Here is a 21949-nt window from a genome sequence, read left to right as displayed (position 1 = left end):
CCCGTCCCTGACCCGGCGCCAAACCCTTGGTGCCCCCGGCAGGATTCGAACCTGCGACACCGGCTTTAGGAGAGCCGTGCTCTATCCCCTGAGCTACGAGGGCGAAGCGCCGAGGGCCGCGAGGGCGCTGCTGGCCGTCGGTGTTGGGGCGGTGTCAGTGTATCGGGGGCGCGGCAGCACCCACGCATGCCAGCGACGTTCGGTCCTTGACCGGCGCGAGTCTCGCCGTGGTCGACCGGTCAGGCGGGGGCGTTGGTGTCAGACCGCGACGACGCGGATCAGTGTCTGGAGCCCAGAAAAGTCCTCGGTGTTTCGACTGTAGAGATCGAGGCGATTGGCGTGCGCGGTCGCGGCGATCAACAGATTCGCGAACCTACTTCGCGGGTTTCGCCCTTCCCGCACCACGGCGGCCACGATGAGCCCGTAACTGCGCACGGCGGCCCCGTCGAACGGGATCGGCTCCAGCCTCGATTCCACCTCCTGCAATCGGGCCTGGCGCTTGGCCGCCTCGATCGGCGTCGTGGCCAGCAGCGGACCGGCGGCCAGCTCGGCAGCCGTGATTGCTGAAATCGCCATTTCGTCGGGCAGTGCGGCGACGACCGCCGGGTCATGCCAGTCGATGACGACCGACGTATCCAAGAGGCCGGACGTCACCTCAGAGGCCTTGGTCGATCAACCGGTCGAGGTCGGCGCGGAACTGACGATGATCGATACGCACCGCTGCGCCGGCCAGTGCCGCGACTTCACCGCGAGTGATGAAGGTGCGGCGAATAGTCCGAATCGGGCGAAGCTCGGCCACCGGTTCGCCATTGCGAGTCACGACGAACGTCTCACCTGCCGCTACCGCATCGATGACCTTCGCATTGTCATTACGGAGATCGCGCTGCGCGATTGTCCTGGCCATGGGCCGATCGTAGCTGCACGTAGCAAAGAATGCTACGGCTCGCTACGCGTGGAGCGGGCGCCGGCGCAGCCGTCACCGGAAAGCGACTCAGCGCAGTTCCGCGATCACCTTCGCGAAGTTGTCCATGTGGTTGTCCTGGACGGTGAACGACGTCACCCCGTAGCTGTCGCGGTAACCGGACAATGTGTCGGCGATTTCCCGGGGCGACCCGCTGAGCACCGAGTGCAGCGCCAGTATCTCCTCGTCGGACAACTCCGGCGCGTACCGGCGGGTCATCGCCAAGTTCGGGATGCGCTCACCTTCGGCCGGCACCGCCGTGATCGCCAGGTTCAGCTCGAGCGCGTCGAACCGCTCGCCGGCGGCCCTGCGGACGAACTCGACCCGTTCGGCAAGCGGGTCCTCGGCGTCGTGGACCCGCGCGCCGGTCAGTCCGATGATGTCGGCGTGCCGGGCGGCCAGCGTCATCACCCGGTCGCCGTTTCCGGCGATCAGGATCGGCACTCCAGGGTGATGTTCTTCCAGATAGGTCGCCGTGTGTGCGAGGTGGTCCACCCGGGCCCTGGCGCTGGGGTACGGCAATTCGGCGGCGTCGAACTCCTCGCGGACGTAACCGGTGCCCAGGCCTACCTCGAGGCGGTGGTCACTGAGCAGGTCCAGCGCCTCGACCTCGCGACTGAGCAGGGCCGGCTTGTAGAACGCGGCGTTGAGCACGTACATGCTCAGCCGGATTCTCGTGGTGACCATGGCCGCCGCGGTCAGCGTCGGAAACGGTGCCGCGGCACCGAGATGATCGGGCACACAAAGGATGTCGAACCCCAGATCTTCGGCCCGCCGCACCTTCTCCTGCAGCGCCATCCGCGATTTGATGAAGCGAACGCTGAGTCCGAAGCGAAAGTCCTTGGCCACCAACAACCTCCGTTCACTTGCTGCGACGCCACTTACCAGGATCGCGCCCGGGGCCAGCGCGCGGGGTCCCAGCGGTGCAGAAAGTCGATCCAGCGTGGTGGTAGTCCATGGTGGATCGCGCCGTCGATGATGCGGGGTAGATAGCCGGGCCGCGGCGGGCCCGGGGTTACCCGGTGGTCGATGTACACCCAGGCCGTCGTTGGTCCGGTGCCGGTGTGCACGCTGCACCGATAGCGCCGGTAGCGGACCGGCACTCCCTCGGCGCTGTCCAGGGCGGCCAGGTCGTGGTCGGAGACCTGCCAGAGCACCCCGTGCACCTGACTTCCGGTGAACGGCTCGACGGTGGCTACCCCCCGCTGGTTGATCAACCAGTCGTGGTCCGACAGCACCGCGGGCCGCGGATCACTCGCGTCGGGGCAGCGCGTCGCCATCTGCCGGACGCACAGGTTGGAGCCGTAGGCGAAGTAGCGCTGCCGACCGGTGGCCATTCAGCAGGCCACCGTCGGATCGGTCAGCATGAGATCGCGACGCGGATGCCGTGTAGCAAAATTGACCTCCGGCGAGCCCCAGGGGATGACGACACCACCCATCCTGCCGTACCGGGCAACCGACGCGTCTGATTACCCCGCCACCGTCAGGCAGATCAACACCGCATTCAGCAGGCTGATCATGACCGCCACCACCCAGCCGACGAAGGTGGTGGCGCGGTGGTTGGTATCGCTGCCCATCACCCGCGGGTCGCTGGTCAGCCGGACCAGCGGGAGCACTGCGAACGGTATGCCGAACGACAGCACCACCTGCGAGAGCACCAACGTGCGAGTGGGGTCGAAGCCGATCGCCAGGATCGCCACCGCTGGGCACAACGTGACCAACCGGCGCACCACCATCGGAACAGACCAGTGCAGCAATCCCTGCATGATCGTCGCCCCGGCATAGGCGCCCACCGACGCCGACGCCAGACCCGACGCCAGCAATCCGATCGCAAAGAGCGCCGCGATCGTCGCACCCAATGTGTCGTGCACGGCCGCGTAGGCGCCTTCGATCGACGCGGTATCTCCGCGACCGCGCATGTTGAGCGCGGCGACCAGCAGCATGGCGGCGTTCACCCCGCCGGCCATCACCATGGCCAGGCCGACGTCCCACCGGGTGACCCGCAGCAGCCGCCGCCGGAACGGCCCCGGTTCGGGATGCCCGTGCCGGTCGCGGGCCAGCCCCGAATGCAGATACACCGCGTGCGGCATGACGGTGGCACCCAGGATGGCAGCGGCCAGAAGCACGCTCTCGGTGCCACGGAACCGCGGGATCAGGCCGGCCAGGACGGCATCCGATGGTGGCGTCGCAACGAAGAAGCTGGCGGTGAAGCCGACGGCGATAATCAGCAGCAAACCGGTGATGACCCGTTCGAACAACCGCTGGCCGCGGCGGTCCTGCACCGTCAACAGCAACATCGAGATGACCCCGGTGATGATCCCGCCGGCGGGCAGCGGCACGTCGAACAGGATGCGCAACGCGACAGCCCCGCCGATGACCTCGGCCACATCGGTTGCCATTGCCACGATCTCGGCCTGCGCCCAATAGGCCAGCCGGGCCGGACGCCCCATCCGCTTGCCGATCGCTTCGGGCAGGGAGTCGCCCGTCACCAGCCCCAGCTTCGCCGACAGGTACTGGACCAGGCCGGCCATCACGTTGGCGGCGACGATCACCCACAGGAGTAGGTAGCCGAACTGGGTGCCGGAGCTGACGTTGGCGGCGACGTTTCCGGGGTCGACGTAGGCGATCGCGGCAACGAAGGCGGGTCCGAGCAGATACCAGCTGGTCTTGAGCGATGTCTGGGTGTCCTGCGCCAACTCACCGACCTTTGATCCAGGCATCGAATAAAAAAGTGAGGTTAGCCGAAACCTGTCCGGCGGGGCCACCGCGCGGTCCGACTAATCGCCAGCGGCGTAGAGACCCTTACCGGTGATCAAGGGCAGGTCGAGCGTCGTGCGGATACCCGGTTCGGCGGCCACCACCGCCGGGATCGCGTTGACCAGGCGCATCGCCGTGGCGACCAGTCCCGCATGGTTGTGATCGCCGTGGCGGCTGCTCAGACAGATGTCCATGGCATACGAGGGCTCGCCGGTGATCTCGATGCGATACGAGCCGCCCGGTTGTGCGGGCTGCGGCCAATCCGGGCACAGGTCTGCGCGCAACCGGGTGACATGTTCGAGCACCACGGCCGGCGCGCCGTCGACCAGGCCCAGCACCTCGAACCGCAGCGCCGCGGCACTGCCTTCGGGAATGTGGCCCGAGGCGATGTCGAAGGCCTCCGGAGCCGGTTCGCGGACGTACATCTCCTCGACGACGTCGACGGTAAGGCCAAGCCCGGCGGCAAGTTGGCGCACCACCGAACCCCACGCCAAACTCAGCACACCGGGCTGCAGCAGCATCGGAATCTCGTCGATCGGCTTGCCGAATCCCATCACGTCGAACATGACGACGGCACTGTCATAGGTGGCGTAGTCGACGATCTCCATGCAACGGATTTGCTCGATGCTCTGACAGGTGCCGGCCAGTGCCAGCGGCAGCAGGTCGTTAGCGAAGCCCGGGTCGATACCGCTGACGTAGAGGCTCGAATTACCTTCGCGCGCAGCATCTTCGAGTGGCTTGACGAGCTCGTCGGGGATTACCTGCCACGGATACTGCAGGAAAACCGGTCCGCTGCCGACGACGTTCACCCCGGCCGCCAGGACCCGTCGATAGTCGTCCAGCGCCTCGGAGAGCCGGTTGTCGGCCATCGCGTTGTAGACGGCGCACTGCGGTCCGGTGGCCAGTACCGCGTCCAGATCGGTGCTGGCCTTGACTCCGGTGGCGTGCGGGATTCCGGCAAGCTCGGCCGCGTCCTTTCCCGCCTTGGCGTCCGACGACACCCACACCCCGGTGAGTTGATAGGCCGGGTTGGTGATGAGCGCCCGCAGCGAATGGGTGCCGACGTTGCCGGTGCCGAGCTGGACGACGGGTATGGGCATGCTGGCTCCTCACAGATCCGGGACGGGAAGATCGAGGTTCGGGTGGGTGAGGCCGCCGTCGACCTCCAACGTCTTGCCGGTCAGGAAGCTGCTCGCGGGCGAGGCCAAATACAGTGCGGCAGCGGCGATGTCGACGGGATCGCCGAGCCGGCGCAGCGGTGTGGCCCGTTCCATCGGGGCGCGCAGCTCGTCGTTGGCGGCCACCACGTCCAGCGCGGAGGTGAGGATCGACCCCGGCGCGATCGCATTGACCCGGATGCGCGGACACAGGTCCAACGCTGCCAGCCGGGTGTAGTGGGCCAGGGCCGCCTTTGCGGTGCCGTAGGCGGCGAAACCACGTCCGGCCAGCCGGCCCATGGTCGACGTGATGTTGATGATGCTGCCGCCCCCGGAGTGCTCCAGCATCAACGGCGCGGCGGCGATGGTCAACGCATGGGCGGTGGCGACATTGAAGGTGAAAGCGTCCTTGAGGTCCTTGGTCGAGGTGGTCAGCAACGTGTTCGGCATGGTGCCGCCGACGTTGTTGACGACGATGTCCAGCTTGCCGAACGCCTCGACCGTCTGACCGGCCAGCTCCGCGGTGGCCTCGGGATGGGCCAGGTCGGCGGCGACGACGTGGGCGCGCCGCCCGACGGCGCGCACCGCGTTGGCGACCTCGTCCAGTTGGGATCGCGTTCGGGAGGCGATGACCACGTCGGCGCCGGCCTCGGCGAAAGCCAACGCGATAGCCGCGCCCAGGCCGCGACCACCTCCGGTGATAACGGCGACTTTGCCGTCGAGACGGAACCTGTCGAGGATCACTGCGGCCTCGTTTCAGTTGTCGGCCGAGACGGCGGCGACCCTCGCCCGTCTCGGCTGGAGGTGTTTCTGGAACGGGTTCTACTTTCTCACAGCGACGCAAAGATGTAACGGGTCCACGCGTCGGGTTCGACGAACGCCATGTGTCTGCGTGGCGGCCGACTGATGAACTGGTTCAAGACGGCCGATTGTTACGGTAGCCTCGTGGCTGCGAAGAAAGCGGCTGGTTTGCGGGCCGTGGCCAAGTGCGGTCCGGCGAAGGTCTACCGTTAGGAATTGAATTGAAACTCAACGGGTTTGGCGCCACACTGAGCATCCTGGCTTCGGGCGCTCTGCTCTTGTCGGGCTGCGGCAGCGACAACAACGCGAGTGGGGGCGGCTCCACGTCAGGCCAATCGTCGGGCAACGTGAACTGCGGCGGGAAGAAGACACTCAAGGCGAGCGGGTCCACGGCCCAGGCCAACGCGATGACGCGCTTCGTCAAGGCATTCGAGCAGGCCTGCCCCGGTCAGACGCTCAACTACACCGGCAACGGCTCGGGCGCCGGGATCAGCGAATTCAATGGTAACCAAACCGATTTCGGTGGTTCGGATTCACCGCTGAGCAAGGACGAGGCCGCGGCGGCGCAACAGCGCTGCGGCGGCTCGCCGGCATGGAATCTGCCGGTGGTGTTCGGTCCGATCGCGGTCACCTACAACATCGGCGGCGTCAGTTCGTTGAACCTGGACGGTCCCACCCTGGCAAAGATCTTCAACGGCACCATCACCAGCTGGAACGATCCGGCGATCCAGGCCCTCAACTCGGGCACCAACCTGCCCGCGACCCCCATTCACGTGGTGTTCCGTAGCGACGAGTCCGGCACCACGGACAACTTCCAGCGCTACCTTGACGCCGCCTCCAACGGCGCCTGGGGCAAGGGCGCCGGAAAGGCATTCGCGGGCGGTGTCGGCGAGGGCGCCAAGGGCAACGACGGCACGTCGGCCGCGGTGAAGGGCACCGAAGGGTCCATCACCTACAACGAGTGGTCGTTCGCTCAGGCGCAGCACCTGAACATGGCCAAGATCGTCACCACGGCCGGTCCGGAAGCGGTGGCCATCAGCGCCGAGTCGGTCGGAAAGACGATCGCGGGAGCCACGATCAAGGGACAGGGCAACGACCTGGTGCTGGACACGGTGTCGTTCTACCGGCCGACGCAGCCCGGTTCCTACCCGATCGTGCTGGCGACCTACGAAATTGTCTGTTCCAAGTACCCCGACTCCCAAGTCGGTACCGCGGTGAAAGCGTTCCTGCAGTCGACCATCGGCGCCGGTCAGAATGGGCTGGCCGACAACGGCTATATCCCCATTCCGGACGGGTTCAAGTCGAGGTTGTCGACCGCGGTGAACGCCATCGCCTGATCTGAGGTCGACGTGGTCCGAGGCCCGCTGGCCATGCCTGCGCTGGTAGAGGTGGACGCGCGCGCGTCGCGGCGGGCGGACCGGCTGTTCAAGTCGGCGGCCTCGGCCGCCGGTTTGACGATCGTGGTCGCAATCGCGCTGATTGCGGTGTTCCTGTTGCTTCGTGCCGTCCCGTCGTTGCGCGCCAACCACGTGAATTTCTTCACCAGCGCCGAATTCAACACGGCCGACGACGAGAAGTTGGCGTTCGGCATCCGCGACCTGTTCATGGTCACCGTTCTTAGTTCGATGACCGCGCTGGTGCTGGCAGTACCGGTTGCGGTCGGGATCGCGGTGTTCCTCACCCAATATGCGCCCAGAAGGTTGTCGCGTCCGTTCGGCGCGATCGTGGATCTGCTGGCCGCGGTGCCGTCGATCGTTTTCGGGTTGTGGGGAATCTTCGTGCTGGCGCCCAAGCTGGAGCCGGTCGCAGATTTTCTCAACCGCAACCTTGGCTGGCTGTTCTTGTTCACGAAGGGAAACGTGTCGCTGGCCGGTGGGGGCACCATCTTCACCGCCGGGATCGTGTTGGCGGTGATGATCCTGCCGATCGTCACCTCGGTATCCCGAGAAGTGTTCCGGCAGACGCCGCTTATCCAGATCGAAGCGGCCCAGGCTTTGGGCGCGACGAAATGGGAGGTGGTGCGGATGACCGTGCTGCCGTTCGGGCGCAGCGGTGTCATCGCCGCGTCGATGCTGGGGTTGGGGCGTGCGCTGGGCGAAACCGTGGCGGTGCTGATCATCTTGCGGTCGGCGGCCCGCCCCGGAAACTGGTCGCTGTTCGACGGCGGTTACACGTTTGCGTCCAAGATCGCCTCCGCGGCGTCGGAGTTCAGTGAGCCGCTGCCGACCGGCGCCTACATCTCGGCCGGGTTTGCGCTGTTCGTCCTGACCTTCGTGGTCAACGCCGCCGCGCGTGCCGTGGCCGGCGGGAAGGTCAACGGATGAGCGTCGACGCCCTCGACCGACCGGTCAAAGCGGTGGTGTTCCGTCCGCTGAGCCTGGCGCGGCGGATCAAGAACAGCCTGGCGACCGTGGTGTTCTTCAGCTCGTTCGCCATCGCGTTGGTGCCACTGGTCTGGTTGTTGTGGGTGGTGATCGAGCGCGGCTGGTATGCCATCATCCGGGTGGACTGGTGGACTCATTCGCTGCGCGGCGTGCTGCCGGAGGAGTTCGCCGGGGGTGTGTACCACGCGCTCTACGGGACATTGGTGCAGGCCGGGGTGGCGGCCTTGCTGGCCGTGCCGCTGGGCCTGATGACCGCGATCTACCTGGTCGAATACGGCACCGGCCGGATGGCGCGGGTGACCACGTTCATGGTCGACGTCCTTGCCGGGGTGCCCTCGATCGTGGCGGCGCTGTTCATCTTCAGTCTGTGGATCGCCACCCTGGGATTTCAGCAGAGCGCCTTCGCGGTGTCGTTGGCACTGGTCCTGTTGATGCTGCCGGTGGTGGTGCGCTCTACCGAGGAGATGCTGCGGTTGGTGCCCGACGAGCTGCGCGAAGCCAGTTATGCGTTGGGCGTTCCGAAATGGAAGACGATCGTGCGCATCGTCGTTCCGATCGCGATGCCGGGCATTGTGTCCGGTGTGCTGCTGGCGCTGGCGCGCATCATCGGCGAGACCGCCCCGGTACTGGTGCTGGTGGGCTACAGCCGTTCGATCAACCTTGACATCTTCAACGGCAACATGGCCTCGCTGCCGTTGCTGATCTACACCGAACTCACCAACCCCGAACACGCCGGCTTCCTGCGGGTGTGGGGTGCCGCGCTGACGCTGATCATCCTGGTGGCCGTGATCAACGTGGTCGCGGCGGGGATTCGCTTCGTGTCCACCCGAGCGTCGACGATCGGCGTGATCCGGGCCGGGCTTCGCCTCATGGTCGCTCGGTAGCGGCCGCCGGCGCGCCGGGCCTGCCTAGGAACCCTGGGCGAGTTTCAGCACCCTGCCATTGCCGCGGTCGGCGACGTAGACGTTGCCCTTCTCGTCGACCGCAACCGACAGGGGGGTGTTGAGTCCGGTGAATGGCAGCTCGGTGGACGCGGTTGCCCCGGCCGGCAACTTCGCCACCGCGTTGTTGTCGTGTTCAGTGACGTAGACGTTGCCGGCACCGTCCACGGTGATACCCCACGGCGCGGTCAGGCCGGTGAACGGCAGGACGGATTGATTGCTGGTGCCGGCTTCGAGCTTTACCACCCGATTGTTGTCGGTGTCGGTGACGTAGACGTTCCCCTCGCTGTCGACGGCCACCCCGTCGGGGTTCTTCAGGCCGTTGAACGGCAGCACCGTCTGGCTGGTCGAGCCGGCCGCCAACTTGACCACCCTGTTGTTGCCCCGGTCGGCGACGTACACGCCGCCCTGGGCATCCACCGCGATCCCCTCGGGATAGTTGAGTCCGCTGAAGGGCAGCTCGACCTGGCGATTCGACCCGGCCGCCAACGACACCACCCGGTTGTTGAAATCACTGACGTAGATGGTGCCGGAGCCGTCAACGGCCAGGCCCTGCGGCTCGTACAGCCCGTTGAACGGTTTCACGGTCGGCGTGCTGGAGCCCGCCGGCAACGTCACCACCCGGCCGTACATGGTCTGGTTGGTGACGTAAACGGTGCCCTGGTCGTCGACCGCGACCCCGCCCGGAGAGAAGCGGAAGTTGAGCCCGTTGAAGGGCAGCACCACCTGACCTTGCGGAGGTGTCGAGCCTTTGGGTCTGGTGGCCACGAACGCGCTGATGCCGGCCACCACCAGGATGACGGTCGCGACGACGGCCGCGACGGTCCACGTCTTGCGCTTGTTGCGTGGGCTCGTGGGTTGAGATGGCGACGGCTGGTTGAACGACGGCAAGCCCGCGGAACCGGCACCCCGCCCGGCGGCCCCCTGGCCGACGGGGGACAGCCCGGGCTGGCTGGGCCAACCGGTGCCGGTGACGACGGGGGCAGCCTGGGTCCGTTGGTCGGAACTGTGTGGTTTTGACCGCCATCCCTGGAGGCTGGGTACCGGCCTGACCGCGGTCTCGTCTTCGGCCGGGTGCGGCGGTCGAGGAGCGATCGGCGGCGGAGGCTGGGGCTGGGGACCGGCGCCCGTGTAGTTGGTCCAGGCGCCGCCGAAACCCGCGTTGGCGATCAGTGTCGCGTTGTCGCCCCGCTCCAAGATGGTGGCTTCCTGACGCTGCTCGGGCATGGTGAGCGCATCGTGTGCGGCGATCGCCAGGTCCCCCGCGCTCATGTAGCGCTCCTGGGGATTCTTCGCCATGCCCTTGGCGATCACCTCGTCGAGGGCTGGCGGAACTCGGCCGGGTCGTAGCAGGCTTGGCCGTGGCGGCGGCTCCATGAGATGTGCGGCGATCAATCGTTCGACGCTGTCGGTCCGGTAGGGGGGCGCCCCGGTCAGGCATTCCCCCAAAACGCAAGCCAGCGCGTAGATGTCGGCGCGGTAGGTGATGTCGTCGGCGGTGAATCTTTCCGGGGCCATGTAGTTGTAGGTTCCCACGGCCATCCCGCTCTGGGTCAGCCCCGGGTCGTGGGCGGCGCGTGCGATGCCGAAATCAACCAGATAGGCGAAGTCGTTGGCGGCGACGAGGATGTTCTCGGGCTTGACGTCGCGGTGAGTGACCCCGCTGGTGTGCGCCGCGTCGAGTGCGGCGGCGACCTGCCGCACGATCGCCACCGCCCGTGCCGGGGCCAGCGGACCGTACTGGGTGAGCAAGGTCCGCAGGGATACTCCGTCGATGAGCCGCATCTCCACATAGAACTGGCCGTCGATCTCGCCGTAGTCGTGGATCGGCACGATGTGCGGTTCCGTCAGCCGTCCCGCGGTGTCGGCCTCACGCTGCATCCGCGCGCGAAACACCGGGTTCTCGGAGTACTGCGTCGAAATCAGCTTCAACGCCACGATCCGGTGCTTGCGGGTGTCCTCGGCCTCGTACACCTCGCCCATGCCGCCGCGACCGATCAACCGCACCAACTGGTAAGGCCCGAAGCGCGACCCAACCCGCGAACCCGGCTCGGTCTCGCTCACCGTCGACGCTCCCTTCGTCCGGTCCGCCGATCCACCGGACACCGTTGGTTAACACACGGTAAATCCTCAAAGACCGGGGACACAACAAAATCGGGCTTACTCTCAGTGATTTCTGACCAGCGGCTCAGGATAAAATTTGGTTTGCATTATCAGGTCGGCAACCGGTTGCCGGCCGAGGTCGTTGCGACACTTGGCGATTCGTGCGGTGATCGGCATAATTCCGCCTGGCTGGACCGGCGCCGCAATCGTCCCGCCACGAGTGGCGGCCGATCATGCGATGGCGTTGACCACCGGAATCAATTTCGATTGGAACGAACTCGGCAGCGGAATATAGCCGTACTCGTCCAAACCGATTTGGCCGTCGCCAATTGTGGCCTGCATAAACGCTTTTACGGCGGCACCGGTGGGCGCGTCGGGATATTTGGAGCAGACGATCTCGTAGGTCACCAGCACGATCGGGTAGGCGCCGGTCTTGGTGGGTCGATAGAACGAGGACGTGTCCACCACCAAGTCGTTGCCCTGACCCTTGAACGTGGCCCCGGCGATGGTCTTGCCGACGGTCTCGGCGGTGATCGTCACCGGATCCGGGCCGGCCGAGGTGATGATCTGGGCCATGTTCAGTTGATGACCCACCGCGTAGGACCACTCGTTGTAGGTGATCGAGCCGTCGGTTCGCTTCAGCGCCTGAGACGTGCCGTCATTGCCGGCGGCGCCTTCGCCGACACCTCCGTTGAATGTTTGGCCGGTGCCTTTGCCCCACGCGCCGTTGGAAGCGGCGTCGAGGTATTTCTGGAAATTGTCCGTGGTGCCGGACTGGTCGCTGCGGAAGACGACGTGGATGGGTGTCGATGGCAGGCTGGTACCCGAGTTGAGGGCGGTGATCGCCGGGTCGTCCCATCTGCTGATGGCACCGTTGAAGATCCTCGCCAATGTGGGGCCGTCCAATTTGAGCGTGCTGACACCGTTGATGTTGTAGGTGACCGCGATCGGGCCGAAGACCACCGGCAGGTCCCAGGCTTCCGACCCGCAGCGTGCCGCGGCCTTGTCGGGCTCGCCTTTCGCCGGGTCCATCGGGGAATCGGAGCCCGCCAGATCGGTCTGGTTGCCCAGGAAGAGCTTCATGCCGGCGCCCGAGCCATTCGCGTTGTAGTCCAGCGTGTGGCCGGGGCAGGCATGGATGTAGGCATACACGAACTGTTCGATCGCGTTCTTTTGTGCTGTCGAACCCGCCGCCAGGAGCTTCTTCTTGCCGCCGCAGTTCACCGGGACGCTGGGGGCGCTGGACCCGGTCGACGACGACGTGTTACCGGAATGACCGCCGCAGGCCGCCAAGACCACGATGCTGACCAGTAGCAGGCTCAGCGCGGCTCGAGTTCGTCCAGATCGGGGCAACTTCACGGAATACTCCTCTCGGCAGCACGACGAGCATAGGCCAACAGCGCCCACCCTGGTCAGGACTTGGACGCTTGTTTCGCGGGGGCCTTGTTCCGTGCCGGTGTCTTCTTCGCCGGTGTCTTCTTGGCGGCCTTCGTCGCCGGTGGTTTCTTGTCGCCCGAGCGCGCCTTGACGCTGGCTTCCAGTTTGGCGAGCAGATCGGAGACGTCTTCGGTCTCGTCCAGTACGGTCGGTTGCTCTTCGGTGGTAAATGCGTCCCCACCTTCGAGTTTGGCGTCGATTAGTTCCCGCAGCTGCTCCTGGTAGGTATCGCGATAGCGGTCCGGGTTGAAGTCTTCGGCCATCGACTCGACCACTTGTCCGGCCATCTTGAGCTCCGCCGGTTTGATCTCGACCTTCTTGTCCAGTACCGGGAAGTCGGGGTCGCGAATCTCGTCCGGCCACAACAACGTATGCACGACCATGACGTCGCGCTTGCCGAAATCCTTGACCCGCAACGCCGCCAGCCGGGTCTTGTTGCGCAGGGTGAAATGCACGATCGCCATCCGGTCTGTCTCTCCAAGCGTCTTAGCCAGCAGCACATAGGATTTGGATGATTTTGTGTCGGGCTCTAGGAAGTAGCTACGGTCATACAGCATCGGATCCACTTCACTGGCCGGGACGAATTCGAGGACCTCGATCTCGCGGCTGCGTTCCTCGGGCAAGGTGGCGATGTCGTCGTCGGTGATGATCACCATCTGGCCGTCGTCGGATTCGTAGGCCCGAGCCAGGTCGCCGTATTCGACCACTTCGCCGCACACCTCGCACACCCGCTTGTAGCGGATGCGTCCGTTGTCCTTGGCGTGGACCTGGTGAAACTTGATGTCGTGGTCTTCGGTGGCGCTGTACACCTTGACCGGCACGTTCACCAGGCCGAAGGCGATCGAACCCTTCCAGATGGAGCGCATGGAGTCAGTATGCCCACAACGCGGGGCGGTTAACAGCGACGCCACGGCGGCTTAGCGCACTGCGCGATCGAACCCCACGCACACTTTCGCCCCGCCGTACTGAAAAGCTAAGCCGGCGAATCTAGTTCGTCGACGTTGGCCCGGCGCAAGCCGGGTGCGCCGGCCGTCGCCGGACCAGCGTTGCCCATTGGACCGGGACGTTCGTCGACGTGCTCGGCGGCATCGGGCCATCGACGATGTCGACCAGGGCTCTGCCGATTGCCAGCGCGCGCTCCATGTCAACGGGTTACGTTGAAGGTATGGGTTCGGCGACGGAGCCGCGGGTGACGTTGACCAACGCGGACAAGCTGCTCTATCCGGCGACCGGGACTACCAAGCGCGATGTCTTCGACTACTACACCCGCATCGCCGAGGTGATGGTGCCGCATATCGCCGGGCGTCCGGCGACCCGCAAACGCTGGCCCAACGGAGTCGACCAGCCGTCGTTCTTCGAAAAGCAGCTGGCATCTTCGGCGCCGGACTGGCTGCCGCGGGCAAGCGTCGAACACCGGTCCGGAACTACCACCTATCCGATCATCGACAGCGTGACGGGGCTGGCCTGGATAGCTCAGCAGGCGGCGCTCGAGGTGCACGTGCCGCAGTGGCGGTTCGTCGCCGAATGGACGCGACGCGGCGCGCAAGAGCTGAAACCCGGTCCCGCGACCCGATTGGTGTTCGACCTGGACCCGGGCGAGGGCGTGACGATGGCCCAGCTGGCCGAGGTCGCACATGCGGTCCGGGACCTGATCACCGATATCGGGCTGACCACCTTCCCGCTGACCAGCGGCAGCAAGGGCCTGCATCTGTATGCGCCGCTGGATCAGCCGGTGAGCAGCAGAGGCGCCACGGTGCTGGCCAAACGGGTTGCGCAACAGCTGGAGAAGGCGATGCCCACGCTGGTCACCGCGACCATGACCAAGAGCCTGCGGGCAGGCAAGGTGTTTTTGGACTGGAGCCAGAACAACGGGTCCAAGACCACCATCGCGCCGTACTCACTGCGCGGCCGCGACCAGCCGACGGTCGCGGCGCCCCGCAGCTGGGAGGAGCTCGACGACCCCGGGCTGCGGCAGCTGCGCTATGACGAGGTGCTGGCCCGGGTCTCCCGCGACGGTGATCTGCTCGCGCCGTTGGATGCCGACCTGCCCGGCGTGGACCGGCTGACCAAGTACCGCAGCATGCGCGACGCGTCGAAGACCCCGGAGCCGGTACCTCGGTCTAAACCTATTGTCGGCCAAGGTAATATCTTTGTCATCCAGGAGCACCACGCCCGCCGGCTGCACTACGACTTCCGGCTGGAACGCGACGGCGTGCTGGTGTCGTGGGCGGTGCCGAAGAACCTGCCGGAAACCACCTCGGTGAACCATCTTGCGGTGCGCACCGAAGATCATCCGCTGGAATATGCGGCATTTGAGGGCACCATCCCGAAGGGGGAGTACGGCGCCGGCAAGGTGTTCATCTGGGATTCCGGCACTTACGACACCGAGAAGTTTCGCGAAGACGAAGTGATCGTCAACCTGCACGGCAACCGGATCTCCGGGCGGTATGCGCTGATTCACACCGACGGCAACCAGTGGCTGGCGCACCGCATGAAAGACCAGCAGGTCTTCGACTTCGACAGTCTCGCTCCGATGCTCACCACCCACGGTTCGGTCGCGCGTCTGAAGGCGGGTCAGTGGGCCTTCGAGGGCAAGTGGGACGGTTACCGGTTACTGGTGGAAGCCGACCACGGTTCCGTTCGGCTGCGCTCCCGCAGCGGCCGCGACGTCACCGGGGAATACCCGCAATTACGTTCGCTGGCAGCCGGTCTCGCTGATCATCAGGTGGTGCTCGACGGGGAGGTGGTCGCACTCGACCCCGCCGGCGTGCCCAGCTTCAACGAAATGCAGAACCGGGTCCGGGCCACCCGGATCGAGTTCTGGGCGTTCGACCTGCTTTACCTCGACGGCCGCGCACTGCTGCGGGCCAAGTACCAGGACCGGCGCAAGCTGCTGGAAACGCTCGCCGCCGCAAGTGAACTCATTGTTCCGGAGCTGCTGCCCGGCGATGGAGCCGAAGCCATGGAATACTCCCGCAAGCGCGGCTGGGAGGGGGTGATCGCCAAGCGGCGTGATTCCGGTTATCAGCCGGGCCGGCGCTCGGCGGCATGGATCAAAGACAAGCACTGGAACACCCAAGAGGTCGTCATCGGGGGCTGGCGGACCGGGGAGGGCGGCCGCAGCAGCGGTATCGGCTCGCTGCTGATGGGCATTCCCGGTGCAGCCGGGCTGCATTTCGCCGGGCGAGTCGGAACGGGTTTCACCCAACGCGACCTGGACAACTTGAAAAGGACGCTGGCGCCGTTGCACACCGACGAAAACCCTTTCGGCGCTTCGCTTCCAGCGCGTGAGGCCAAGGGTGTCACATTCGTCAAGCCGACCCTGGTCGGCGAAGTGCGCTACAGCGAATGGACCCCCGACGATCGGCTGCGCCAAACGAGTTGGCGCGGGCTGCGCCCGGACAAGGATCCGAGTGAGGTGGTGCGGGAATGAAGTGGGTGACCTACCGCAGCGAGGACGGCGAACGGGCCGGCGTGCTGTCCGGTGACAAGATCTATGCCCTGCCACCGGGAGTGGCGCTGCTCGACCTGCTCGGCGGTGGCGCCGACCGGCTGCGCGCCGCCGGCGAGGCCGCAATGCGGGCACCGGCTGCGGTCGTCGGTCTCGCCGACGTGTCGCTGGCGGCGCCCATCCCACGCCCGCCGTCGATCCGGGACTCGCTGTGCTTCCTGGACCATGTGCGCAACTGTCAGGAGGCCATGGGCGGCGGCCGAGTGCTCGTCGACACCTGGTATCGTATCCCGGCGTTTTACTTCGCCTGTCCGGCAACGGTTTTGGGTCCCTACGACGATGCGCCGACGGCGCCCGGAAGTGCCTGGCAGGACTTCGAATTGGAAATCGCGGCGGTGATCGGAACCGGCGGCAAGGACCTGACCGTCGAGCAGGCCGGACAGTCGATCGTCGGCTACACGATTTTCAACGACTGGTCGGCACGCGACCTGCAGATGCTGGAAGGCCAGCTGCGCATCGGACAGGCCAAGGGCAAAGACAGCGGAGTCACCCTGGGTCCATATTTGGTCACCCCGGACGAGCTGGAGCCCTACCGCCGCGACGGCAGGCTGAGCCTGCAAGTCACCGCGTTGGTCAACGACACCGTGATCGGCGCCGGCTCGACCGCGGCGATGGACTGGACATTCGCTGAGGTGATCTCTTATGCCTCGCGCGGGGTGACGCTGCGACCCGGTGACGTGTTCGGCTCCGGCACGGTGCCCACCTGCACGCTGGTGGAGCACCTGGGCAAGCTCGACTCGTTCCCGGGCTGGCTGCACGACGGCGACGTGGTGACCCTGCGGGTCGACGGACTCGGTGAGACGCGCCAGACGGTACGGGTCAGCTCGGCGCCGCATCCATTGACGCCCCGGCGCAACCCCGAAGCGCCGCCGCCGCGCACCCGTGTCAACCCGGCGCCGGCGCGAGTGCCCTACACACGCGGGCTGCACGAGGTCGCCGACCAGGTGTGGGCGTGGACGCTGCCGGACGGCGGGTACGGTTGGAGCAACGCCGGGCTGGTCGCCGGCGCGGGCGCATCGTTGTTGGTGGACACGCTGTTCGACTTGGCCCTGACCCGCGAGATGCTGGACGCGATGAAGCCGATCACCGATCGTGCACCCATCACCGACGCGCTGATCACCCACTCCAACGGCGACCACACCCACGGCAACCAACTGTTGGATCGCTCGGTCCGGATCATCGCCGCCACCGGCACGGCCGAGGAGATCGCGCATGGCATGCACCCGGACATGTTGGCCCGGCTGCAAACCGCCGACCTGGGCCCGATCGCCACCGGCTATGCGCGAGACCGCTTCGGGCACTTCGACTTCAGCGGCATCACGGTACGCAACGCCGACCAGACCTTCGACCGTCGGTGGACCATCGATGTCGGCGGCAGACGGGTGGAACTGCTGAACCTCGGACCCGCCCACACCGCCGCCGATTCGGTGGTGCACGTGCCCGACGCCGGTGTGCTCTTCGCCGGGGACTTGCTGTTCATCGGCTGCACGCCGATCGTCTGGGCCGGCCCGATCGCTAACTGGATAACGGCTTGCGATGCCATGATCGCGCTGGACCCCTCCGTCGTGGTGCCGGGCCATGGCCCGGTTACCGACTGCGACGGGATCCGTGCCGTCCGTGACTATCTGGTGTATATCGCCGAGCAAGCCGAAGCCGCCTACCGCAACGGGTTGTCGTTCGTCGAGGCGGTCGACACCATTGACCTCGGCGAGTACGCGACCTGGCTGGACTCCGAACGGGTCGTCGTCAATATCTATCAGCGTTACCGCGAGCTCGACCCGGCCGCCCCGCGGCAGGAGTTGCCGGGGCTGCTGGTGATGCAAGCCGAGTGGTTAGCCCGAAGTTGCGACCGTCTGGATAGGTGATTTGGGCTTTGACGTGGGGTTTTGATGGTTTTGGGTGTTTTGGGTCTGACTACGCTGCGATGGCGAGGGGGATGGTGGCCTTGATGAGGTCGAAGGCGCGGCGTTGGTCGTGGGTGGGTTCGGTGAGAGTCTCGATTTCGATGTTGGTGTCCTGGTAGCGGATTCGGTTGCGGGTCAAGGTGGCCAGGTGATCGAGCAGAGCGCGGAAGCTGCGCAGTGGGGTGGCGTCGGTGGTTTGGTGGCGAGATGCTTTGGTGTGCGCGTGTGGTGAGCGTTGTGCGGGTGCGACGGGGTTGTCGCGGGTTGGTGGGTGTTCGTCGGTGTAGGTCAGCGGCGCCCAGGCTTTGCGTAAGTGCCAGGTCACATAGCAGGCCAGCAGGCAGATCAGTACGTGGGCTTTGACGCGCTCAGACAGCCGGTGGTGGATGGGGCGTAGGTCGAGGTCGTCGGTTTTGATGCTGCGGAAGTCGCGTTCGACATGGGCCAGGTTTTTATACCCGGTGACCACGGCAGGGGCGTTGAGGTCGGTGGCGGGCACCGAGGTGCGCAGGACGTAGATGCCGTCGAGGGCGGCTTCGGCGGTGATGGCTGCGTGGTCGCGTTCATAGGCGAAGCTGGTGTCGGTGATGGTGCGGTGAAAGTGCTTGCTTACCTTGTATTTGTTGACGATCTGCCCGACAGCTTCGCCGATCTTGCCGGCCCCGGCCAGGCTGCCGCGCTCGACCCGTTCGGCGATGCGCGCGAGGGCGGTCTCGGTGGCGGCCAGCAGTTCATTGCGTTTGCGGGCCCGTTCGGCGGCCAGGGCGGGGTTGCGGCAGGCGATCAGCCGTTCGTGTGGGTAGTCGGGGTGGGTGATCTCGGCCAGGTCGTGGGTATCGAACAGGCTCATCTGCAGCGGCCCGTCGTCGGCGGCCAGTTTGGCAATCGCTGGCGCGCGCAGCGCGGTGATCCACCCGAAATCGGTTCCGGTGTCGTTGAGTTCTTTGATCGCGGCGATGCGAGCGGCGGTGATCATGCCGCGGTCGCCGACTAGCACCAGCCGGTCCAGCCCGAAGCCGGTGCGGATGACCTCGACGATGTCGGTGAAGGCGACCGGATCGGCGGTATCACCGGCAAAGACCCGCACCGCCACCGGCCGGCCGGCGGGGTCGGTGAGTACCCCGTATTCGATTTGCGGTAAGCCCTTTTTGCGGTCGCGGGAATAGCCGCGCTTGGCCAGCTCGCAATGGCGGCCCGTCACCCACGATGAGGTCAGGTCAAACAACGCCATCCGTGACGGATTGGCTTGTGGACCAAGGTGTTTAGCGGCGAGCCTGTTTTCGATGCCGTCTTGGCGGTCGCTGAGCCAGTCCATCGCCGCATAGATCTCGTCGGTGGATGCGTCGGCGATCTGCAGGTCTGCGCCCAGGGTGCAATCGGCCCAGCGCGACAGCGTCGAGAGCTTGGATGCCGGATTGATCACCCGCGAGACGATCAGCCCGTAGATCAGATCGCGGGACCGACACGGCGACCCCAGCAGGGCGGGCAGTCCCAGATGGCGGGCCATCGCCGCGACCGCGGCTACATGCCCATGCGGCAACGCGCGTAGCACCGTCAACTCCTGACCAGCGGGCACCAGGCTGTGTCCCTTCAGCGTCGCCTCCAGCGCGGCGATCGCCGCCTCGGGCAACATCGACAAGTTGGCCACGGTCTCGTTGCGCACCTTGGGCCCGTCGCGGAAGGTGCGGCGCAACAGCACCGACTGATAGACGCGCTGTTTGCCCTGCTTATCCACATGCGTCTTTTTAACTCTGACTACGTGAGCTTTGCCCTGGTTGCGCGGCATACAAAGCATCATAGACTGATTGCGCCGATCAGACACGAATGACACACACATATTCGTGACTACACATCAGGACGAGACAGCAGCCCATATCGCCAGCTCAGAACACTAATCCCCAGTCAGAACCCGTCGTAACTTCGGGTTAGCACGACGAGGTTAGCGCCACCCCAACTCCCCAGCTCACAGGCCCGCTGGTCAATGACGCGGGAGCCCTGCTATGCGAAGAGCCTGATAGGCGTTAATTGTTGATTGATCACTTTTTGCGATTGTCATGTTCGGTTGCCTGCCCGTCTAATTCAATAGACCAGATTTCGACTCCCAGCGAACTGACAACAGTGTGATCTGTGGAATTGAACTAGCCGTTAGAGGTATAACGACCAATGCCAATTTAGTGGTCGAAGCCGGCTAGTGAGTCTTTTATCAGTTACCAGAGGCGGTATCTCGATATTGACATATTGATTGCATCGTATACCGACACAATATACCACCATGCGTGGATGGATGTTGACACGCCGACTCGAATTACTTAAGAGCTCCTTGAGTCGAAGGGAAATACCAGTTACCCAATGACCGCAGACTCCAGCACCATGTGGCACTCGCTGAAGCGCAGTCGCTTCTTTGCCGGTCTTGACGATAACGCGCTTATGGCGGTGGCCCGGAAAATCAGCGTCGCCCATTTTGCGGATGGCGAGTTCCTATGCCGCCAAGGGGACGTGGGCAATCGGATGTTCATCGTAAGCACCGGGACCGTGGCGGTGGTAAGGAGGGGCGATGATGGGGCCCCGGTTACGCTTAACACCTGCGGGCCGGGCGACGTCGCTGGCGTGATAAGCACCTTCGAGCAGGAGGTGAATTCAGCCAGCGTCGTGGCGCGCGGCGCCGCAGAGGTATGGATACTCGATACCGACGATTTCAAGTCGCTGTTAGAGTTTCATCCCCAACTGAGCACAGTCATGCTGGCCGCGATGAGCCGGGACCTGCACCGTGCAAGATCGTTTGCCGCGTCCTTAGGCTCCCATAGTGTAGACACCCGCCTAAAAATAGCTATTTTCGACAGCAAGCCCTATATCGAGGCCTGCTTCCGCGCTCACAACCGCCACAACTATGTTCTGCATTTCTTCGAGACCCGGTTGACTGTAGATACCGTTGAGCTAGCCGCCGGCAGTGATGTCGTCTGCTGCTTTGTGAACGATCGGCTGGACGCCGCGGTTATCGAGATACTGCATTACTCGGGTGTACGCCTCATTGCCATGCGTTGCGCGGGCTACAACAACGTGGATATCAAAGCCGCGGGCCGCCTAGGAGTCGCCGTGGTGCACGTGCCGGCATACTCGCCCTACGCCGTCGCCGAACACGCGACCGCGCTGCTGCTGACACTCAATCGCAAGACTCACCGCGCCTACCTCCGCGTCCGGGAAGGCAACTTTTCGCTCAACGGTCTTGTGGGCACCGACCTCCACGGCAAGTGTGCCGGCGTCGTCGGAACGGGCAGGGTCGGCAGGTGCATGGTCAAGATTCTCCGCGGCTTCGGGATGCGGGTGCTTGCCCACGACCCCTTCCCGGACACGCAGTTCGCCGCGGCGAACGGGATCGAGTATGTCCACCTGCCGGACCTACTGTCACAGTCCGACGTGATCAGCCTCCACGCGCCACTCACGCCCGATACGCACCACCTCATCGACGCCGACGCCATCGCGCATATGAAGCGTGGAGTCATCCTTATCAATACCAGTCGCGGCGCGCTCGTCGACTCCATCGCGCTCATCGCAGGCCTGAAGTCCGGAGCCGTCGGCGCGGCCGGACTCGATGTATACGAGGAAGAGGAAGACTACTTTTTCGAGGATTTCTCCGCCGAGATCATGACCGACGACGTACTTGCGCGGCTCATGACTTTCAGCAACGTTCTTATCACCGGCCACCAGGCATTTCTCACCCGTGAAGCCCTCGGCAACATCGCTGACGTCACGTTCGATAATATCGCCGAGTTCGCGACCGGTCGCCGAGGATCCGAACTGACTAATGCGGTTGTAACAGGCGGTGGCTAATCGCGGGAGGAAGTGCGTGAACGCGCGGTGCGGCCGTATCGGGAGGCGACACCGAAGCCGGTGATCGCGCGGTGGCGCGTCAGCTGGCCGTGTACCCAGCGGCCTTGCGAATCGGATCCGCGCGGACCAGGCCGACTTCGAACGTCCCGGCGCCTCCAACGAGCC

16 protein-coding genes, 1 tRNA gene and 1 pseudogene are annotated in these 21949 nt (G+C 65.1%); 6 read left to right on the top strand and 12 right to left on the bottom strand.

What is annotated here, in order from left to right:
* Positions 1 to 27: 27 nt before the first annotated feature.
* The 8 genes and pseudogenes from B4U45_RS08965 to B4U45_RS08930 all read right to left on the bottom strand — a co-directional run bounded on the left by B4U45_RS08965 (position 28) and on the right by B4U45_RS08930 (position 5619).
* A tRNA-Arg gene (locus B4U45_RS08965) sits at positions 28 to 103 on the bottom strand.
* A 155-nt stretch (positions 104 to 258) separates the two neighbouring features.
* Positions 259 to 654: a type II toxin-antitoxin system VapC family toxin gene (locus B4U45_RS08960; protein WP_075549618.1), complete on the bottom strand. Its 396-nt coding sequence runs from the start codon at positions 652 to 654 to the stop codon at positions 259 to 261.
* 1 nt (position 655) lies between these two features.
* Positions 656 to 904 carry a type II toxin-antitoxin system Phd/YefM family antitoxin gene (locus tag B4U45_RS08955; protein ID WP_075549617.1) on the bottom strand — a complete coding sequence of 83 codons (249 nt, stop codon included), beginning with the start codon at positions 902 to 904 and terminating at the stop codon, positions 656 to 658.
* A gap of 87 nt (positions 905 to 991) precedes the next feature.
* The gene (locus B4U45_RS08950; protein ID WP_083155616.1) at positions 992 to 1816 is read right to left on the bottom strand and encodes an LLM class F420-dependent oxidoreductase; all 825 of its coding nucleotides are present in this window, start codon (positions 1814 to 1816) and stop codon (positions 992 to 994) included.
* 44 nt (positions 1817 to 1860) lie between these two features.
* Positions 1861 to 2298 (bottom strand): annotated as a pseudogene (locus tag B4U45_RS08945) (gamma-glutamylcyclotransferase family protein); the annotation flags it as partial.
* A 132-nt stretch (positions 2299 to 2430) separates the two neighbouring features.
* Positions 2431 to 3681, bottom strand: coding sequence for an Nramp family divalent metal transporter (locus B4U45_RS08940; RefSeq protein WP_089025263.1), 1251 nt, complete (start codon positions 3679 to 3681; stop codon positions 2431 to 2433).
* 57 nt (positions 3682 to 3738) lie between these two features.
* The gene (locus tag B4U45_RS08935; RefSeq protein WP_075549614.1) at positions 3739 to 4818 is read right to left on the bottom strand and encodes an NAD(P)H-dependent amine dehydrogenase family protein; all 1080 of its coding nucleotides are present in this window, start codon (positions 4816 to 4818) and stop codon (positions 3739 to 3741) included.
* A gap of 9 nt (positions 4819 to 4827) precedes the next feature.
* Positions 4828 to 5619 carry an SDR family oxidoreductase gene (locus B4U45_RS08930; protein WP_075549613.1) on the bottom strand — a complete coding sequence of 264 codons (792 nt, stop codon included), beginning with the start codon at positions 5617 to 5619 and terminating at the stop codon, positions 4828 to 4830.
* Positions 5620 to 5897: 278 nt separating this feature from the next.
* On the opposite strand from B4U45_RS08930, the gene pstS (B4U45_RS08925) reads away from it, so the two are divergent.
* The 3 genes from pstS (B4U45_RS08925) to pstA are packed head-to-tail and all read left to right on the top strand — an operon-like array spanning position 5898 to position 8944.
* Complete coding sequence (gene pstS / locus B4U45_RS08925) at positions 5898 to 7013, top strand: phosphate ABC transporter substrate-binding protein PstS (protein ID WP_075549612.1); 1116 nt, start codon at positions 5898 to 5900, stop codon at positions 7011 to 7013.
* 12 nt (positions 7014 to 7025) lie between these two features.
* Entirely contained in the window at positions 7026 to 8000 is a 975-nt protein-coding gene (pstC, locus tag B4U45_RS08920) for a phosphate ABC transporter permease subunit PstC (protein ID WP_089025264.1), read from the top strand.
* The gene (gene pstA, locus B4U45_RS08915) at positions 7997 to 8944 is read left to right on the top strand and encodes a phosphate ABC transporter permease PstA (RefSeq protein ID WP_075549610.1); all 948 of its coding nucleotides are present in this window, start codon (positions 7997 to 7999) and stop codon (positions 8942 to 8944) included. The genes pstC and pstA overlap by 4 nt, the downstream gene beginning before the upstream one ends.
* Before the next feature lie 24 nt (positions 8945 to 8968).
* Here the strand turns inward: pstA and B4U45_RS08910 are convergent, their stop codons facing one another.
* The 3 genes from B4U45_RS08910 to ku all read right to left on the bottom strand — a co-directional run bounded on the left by B4U45_RS08910 (position 8969) and on the right by ku (position 13407).
* Complete coding sequence (locus B4U45_RS08910; RefSeq protein ID WP_075549609.1) at positions 8969 to 11065, bottom strand: serine/threonine-protein kinase PknD; 2097 nt, start codon at positions 11063 to 11065, stop codon at positions 8969 to 8971.
* Between the two features lie 270 nt (positions 11066 to 11335).
* A complete protein-coding gene (gene pstS, locus B4U45_RS08905) occupies positions 11336 to 12463 on the bottom strand; it encodes a phosphate ABC transporter substrate-binding protein PstS (RefSeq protein ID WP_075549608.1) in 1128 nt (375 codons plus the stop codon).
* Between the two features lie 53 nt (positions 12464 to 12516).
* Positions 12517 to 13407 carry a non-homologous end joining protein Ku gene (gene ku / locus B4U45_RS08900; protein ID WP_075549607.1) on the bottom strand — a complete coding sequence of 297 codons (891 nt, stop codon included), beginning with the start codon at positions 13405 to 13407 and terminating at the stop codon, positions 12517 to 12519.
* 299 nt (positions 13408 to 13706) lie between these two features.
* Here ku and B4U45_RS08895 point away from each other — a divergent pair, with 299 nt between their 5' ends.
* Together B4U45_RS08895 and B4U45_RS08890 are read left to right on the top strand one after the other, a co-directional pair.
* The gene (locus B4U45_RS08895; RefSeq protein WP_075549606.1) at positions 13707 to 15974 is read left to right on the top strand and encodes an ATP-dependent DNA ligase; all 2268 of its coding nucleotides are present in this window, start codon (positions 13707 to 13709) and stop codon (positions 15972 to 15974) included.
* Complete coding sequence (locus tag B4U45_RS08890) at positions 15971 to 17917, top strand: fumarylacetoacetate hydrolase family protein (protein WP_075549605.1); 1947 nt, start codon at positions 15971 to 15973, stop codon at positions 17915 to 17917. The genes B4U45_RS08895 and B4U45_RS08890 overlap by 4 nt, the downstream gene beginning before the upstream one ends.
* A gap of 49 nt (positions 17918 to 17966) precedes the next feature.
* On the opposite strand, the gene B4U45_RS08885 is transcribed toward B4U45_RS08890, so the two are convergent.
* Positions 17967 to 19742 carry an IS1634 family transposase gene (locus tag B4U45_RS08885; protein WP_240316428.1) on the bottom strand — a complete coding sequence of 592 codons (1776 nt, stop codon included), beginning with the start codon at positions 19740 to 19742 and terminating at the stop codon, positions 17967 to 17969.
* A 563-nt stretch (positions 19743 to 20305) separates the two neighbouring features.
* Between B4U45_RS08885 and B4U45_RS08880 the strand changes: the two genes are divergently transcribed.
* Positions 20306 to 21784 carry a D-lactate dehydrogenase family protein gene (locus tag B4U45_RS08880; protein WP_082275617.1) on the top strand — a complete coding sequence of 493 codons (1479 nt, stop codon included), beginning with the start codon at positions 20306 to 20308 and terminating at the stop codon, positions 21782 to 21784.
* Positions 21785 to 21949: the final 165 nt, after the last annotated feature.

This window comes from Mycobacterium persicum (assembly GCF_002086915.1).
Lineage (GTDB): Bacteria > Actinomycetota > Actinomycetes > Mycobacteriales > Mycobacteriaceae > Mycobacterium > Mycobacterium persicum.
The sequence above is the reverse complement of the archived record's forward strand: the minus strand, read 5'-3'. Positions and strand labels throughout refer to the sequence as shown.

Bases quoted from the DNA above. Each gene is read 5' to 3' on its own strand.
- B4U45_RS08885 (WP_240316428.1), bottom strand. From the start codon at position 19,742: ATGCCGCGCAACCAGGGCAAAGCTCACGTAGTCAGAGTTAAAAAGACG.
- B4U45_RS08895 (WP_075549606.1), top strand. From the start codon at position 13,707: ATGGGTTCGGCGACGGAGCCGCGGGTGACGTTGACCAACGCGGACAAG.
- B4U45_RS08940 (WP_089025263.1), bottom strand. From the start codon at position 3,681: ATGCCTGGATCAAAGGTCGGTGAGTTGGCGCAGGACACCCAGACATCG.
- B4U45_RS08955 (WP_075549617.1), bottom strand. From the start codon at position 904: ATGGCCAGGACAATCGCGCAGCGCGATCTCCGTAATGACAATGCGAAG.
- B4U45_RS08935 (WP_075549614.1), bottom strand. From the start codon at position 4,818: ATGCCCATACCCGTCGTCCAGCTCGGCACCGGCAACGTCGGCACCCAT.
- B4U45_RS08880 (WP_082275617.1), top strand. From the start codon at position 20,306: ATGACCGCAGACTCCAGCACCATGTGGCACTCGCTGAAGCGCAGTCGC.
- ku (WP_075549607.1), bottom strand. From the start codon at position 13,407: ATGCGCTCCATCTGGAAGGGTTCGATCGCCTTCGGCCTGGTGAACGTG.
- B4U45_RS08890 (WP_075549605.1), top strand. From the start codon at position 15,971: ATGAAGTGGGTGACCTACCGCAGCGAGGACGGCGAACGGGCCGGCGTG.
- pstA (WP_075549610.1), top strand. From the start codon at position 7,997: ATGAGCGTCGACGCCCTCGACCGACCGGTCAAAGCGGTGGTGTTCCGT.